General features: G+C 53.0%; 4 protein-coding genes. All 4 read left to right on the top strand.

Annotation, left to right across the window (positions count from 1 at the left end):
• Positions 1–416: 416 nt before the first annotated feature.
• The 4 genes from LPA02S_RS11225 to LPA02S_RS11210 are packed head-to-tail and all read left to right on the top strand — an operon-like array spanning position 417 to position 2,766.
• The gene (locus tag LPA02S_RS11225; protein ID WP_054649002.1) at positions 417–746 is read left to right on the top strand and encodes a PadR family transcriptional regulator; all 330 of its coding nucleotides are present in this window, start codon (positions 417–419) and stop codon (positions 744–746) included.
• A complete protein-coding gene (locus LPA02S_RS11220) occupies positions 739–1,086 on the top strand; it encodes a DUF1048 domain-containing protein (protein ID WP_054649000.1) in 348 nt (115 codons plus the stop codon). Before LPA02S_RS11225 ends, LPA02S_RS11220 begins: the two co-directional genes overlap by 8 nt.
• Positions 1,083–2,000 (top strand): ABC transporter ATP-binding protein, encoded by a 918-nt coding sequence (locus tag LPA02S_RS11215; protein WP_056956733.1) that lies wholly within the window; start codon positions 1,083–1,085, stop codon positions 1,998–2,000. The genes LPA02S_RS11220 and LPA02S_RS11215 overlap by 4 nt, the downstream gene beginning before the upstream one ends.
• A complete protein-coding gene (locus LPA02S_RS11210) occupies positions 1,987–2,766 on the top strand; it encodes an ABC transporter permease (protein WP_056956734.1) in 780 nt (259 codons plus the stop codon). Before LPA02S_RS11215 ends, LPA02S_RS11210 begins: the two co-directional genes overlap by 14 nt.
• Positions 2,767–2,820: the final 54 nt, after the last annotated feature.

The raw sequence follows: 2,820 nt of genomic DNA, 5'->3' as shown, positions 1-2,820 counted from the left end.
CCCACACACCTCCACTCACCAACCCGACCGACGCGGCCTCTAACTACTAATGTTGCAACCACGTCTTCCAGCACAATGCCTCCACTTCACCACCACTTTGCCAGCACCCGTTAGTTCGAAGCTTGATCCTTGCATTGACCAGATAGTTATGTTGCACATTTACCTACCCCGTATAGCAACGATGAGTATAAATACAACCTGGCCATTCTTGCGGGGGGGACTGCGGCAGACAGACAGGTACTCGTGAACCCCGTCTTCCGCTACCCCACGGGTTCGGGTCACCTACACTAGACGTATTGACATTCCCAGTACCTACCGTTACTATGTACCCGTACCTAGTATTACCGAGTAGGCGACAATTACTAACGAACGTTAAGTGCAACCAGCTAGCTAGCAGCTTTTGAGAGGTGAACGAATTGAAAGGTCTAACCGAATTATTGAAGGGTGCACTCGAAGGTATCGTCCTTCAGCGTATTGCCCAAAGCGAAACGTACGGATACGAAATCACCACCTACCTGGTCGACCTCGGCTTTGAAGACATCGTTGAAGGTACCGTCTACACCGTGCTTCTGCGACTCGAGAAAAAGGGATTGCTGAACGTCGACCGGCGTAAGTCCGAGATGGGCCCACCCCGCAAGTTCTACACACTCAACCCAGCAGGTGAACAATACCTGCACGAATTCTGGCAAAAATGGGACTTTCTGGGCGCTACCATGAACAAATTGAAGGAGCAAAGCCATGCCTAACATTAAAAGTAGCATCAACAACATGATTAAGGACAAAAAGCGCTACAAGCAGTTCACTAAGGACGTCGCGGCCTTACCCGCGCCTTACGCAGCAACCGTAACCGCCCTCACCAAATATATGTGGAACTTCGCCCGCAGTGGGGCCATGATGGACGTCCTTGAAGAAATTTTGCGTATCTTCCAGGAAAACGCAGCGGAGAACGTGCCCGTCCTACAAATTGTCGGTGATGACCCGGTAGAATTCGCCGAAAACATCATGGCACAATACCCCGACGAACTCTGGCTGATAAAGTACCGCAATCAGCTGCGCAAACAGGTGGCGGAGGCTGAGCAATCATGAACGCAATCACAGTCCGCGGCGTTACCAAAAACTTTGGCGAGCTCTCAGTACTCAAAGGCGTTAACCTTGACGTCCAACAAGGTGAAATTTTCACCTTGCTGGGCGCTAACGGTGCCGGCAAAAGCACCCTGATCAACATTTTGACCACACTCTCCCTGCCAAACTCTGGCACCGTGAGCATCATGGGCTTCGACCCACGCAAAGATGGCAACGCAGTGCGCAAGCTAATCAGCCTGAACGCGCAAACTGCCACACTTGACGGCGAATTTTCCGGTGCCGAAAACCTGCGGCTAATTGCACAACTTCGTGGGGTCAGGAACGAGCGGGCGGAGATTGCCGTGCTCGCAACACGGTTGAACCTGACCGACTTTTTACACCGAAAAGTTAAAACCTACTCAGGAGGTATGCGCCGACGCCTAGATATTGCGATGTCACTGATCGGCAATCCGCAAATCGTATTTCTTGACGAGCCCACAACCGGGGTGGATCCCCAGAACCGGCTGGAGCTTTGGCAGATGATTCGCGAAATTCGCGATGCCGGTAAAACGGTCTTCCTTACCACGCAGTACCTCGATGAGGCCGACGCCCTATCCGACCATATAGCCTTTATCCATGACGGCACCATTGTTAAATACGGCACCCCGGCGGCAATCAAGCAACGCGTCGCCGCTACGTACACGCTGCAGGTCGCCCCTTCCGACCAGGATGCGGCAGGAACGGCTTTGTCTAAAGCAGGCATTCACTATGTGCAGGCCGAACACGGTGTGACACTATCCGCTGACAGCGGTAACGCTGCTTTGGCAAGCCTACTGGACGCCCAAATTAACGTTGAGCACTTCGACCGTGACGAAACTAACCTGGAGTCGGTTTTTCTGGACGTCACTGGAAAGGTGGAAAAATATGAAAACCATTAAGCAACTCGGCGTCCTCACGGGGCGCATTATTCGTCAAAATTTGACGAATGCGGACACCATCATCACCGTGATTGCGATGCCGATGTTCATGCTACTGTTCTTTGTGTACGTCATGGGTGGCAACATCGTTACTGGCAACGGTAACGGCGCGTCCGCCTACCTGCGCTATGCTTTGCCCGGATTTTTGCTCCTGACAATGGCGATGGGCTCAGCCTATACGTCCATGCGCATCAACTTCGACCGCACGTCGGGGTTCCTGGATAGGTTGCACTCACTGCCAATATCGCGCTGGGTAATACTTGGTTCACACGTGTTGGCGTCAGTAATTTTTATGCTGATTGCCGAAGCGCTGGTCTTCCTAGTCGGCGTGGCGATGGGTTACCGGACCGACGCAACGCTTGGTTCAGCCTTCATGTTCCTGGGCCTGTCCGTCCTCTTTGGCCTGGGCATCACGCTGCTGGCGGTCCCGTTTTCACTCAAAGCGGATAACTACGCATCAGCGGGTGGTTTCTCGTACGTTCTGTTGATGCTGCTGTTTGTCAGTTCGGCCCTCATGCCTACTAAAGGAATGGCGAAACCCATCCAAATTTTTGCGGACCACCAACCAATGACTCCGATTGTCAATGCGGCCCGCGGGCTACTCGACCAGGCGGCAGTGGTCGGCCAGCACACCGATATAATCGCCGTTGCTTGGCTAGTCGGCTCAATCATTGTCTTCGGACTCCTATCTTACCGCGTCTACATGCACATGTTCCTGGCCAAATAGTTTTTTGGGGGAGTGCTGGCAAAGTGGCGGTGGGCTTTCGGTCAGGCTCTGAAT

The sequence above is a fragment of the Lacticaseibacillus pantheris DSM 15945 = JCM 12539 = NBRC 106106 genome (assembly GCF_001591865.1).
GTDB classification, from domain to species: domain Bacteria; phylum Bacillota; class Bacilli; order Lactobacillales; family Lactobacillaceae; genus Lacticaseibacillus; species Lacticaseibacillus pantheris.
The sequence above is the reverse complement of the archived record's forward strand: the minus strand, read 5'-3'. Positions and strand labels throughout refer to the sequence as shown.